The organism is Frankia tisae (assembly GCF_025403405.1).
GTDB lineage: Bacteria > Actinomycetota > Actinomycetes > Frankiales > Frankiaceae > Frankia > Frankia tisai.
Genome location: NZ_JANEZT010000813.1, coordinates 1 through 452, shown reverse-complemented (window position 1 = coordinate 452; position 452 = coordinate 1). Strand labels below are relative to the sequence as shown.

General features: G+C 75.4%; 1 pseudogene. It reads left to right on the top strand.

The features are described from left to right. Positions 1-452 (top strand): annotated as a pseudogene (locus tag NBZ85_RS31805) (hypothetical protein); the annotation flags it as partial.

Sequence of the window (452 nt, the reverse complement as noted above, 5' to 3'; positions counted from 1 at the left end):
ATAAGAGCCAGCCGGAGAACACCACGCCGATCGAGGTCGGCGCGCGCCTCACCGCGGACGACGAGGCCGCCGCGCACCCCCAATCCCGGCTGCCCGCCGAGGCCGAGCCGCACGGGGACGCCGAGCTGGCCAAGCCGGACGGCCTCGGCGCGCTGATCAACCTGACCGGTCCGCTCGATCCGCACGAGCCCCCCGAGGAGACGGACCGCGTCGACTCGACGGCGCCCCTGTCGCTGGATGCGCTCTACGGCACGCGGCGCGGGCGTACGCCCGCGGTGTTGCCGCGGCGGGGTCGGCGCCGCACCCAGGCACTCGTCGGCGCGGCCGTCACCGTGCTGAGCCTGACTCTGGTCGCGCTGGTTGCCGTGCTTGACCTGCCGGGCTCCGATTCCACGGATCCACCGACCAGCACGGTGACCGCGCGCCCCCGCCCGACGGAGACGCCCTGGGCG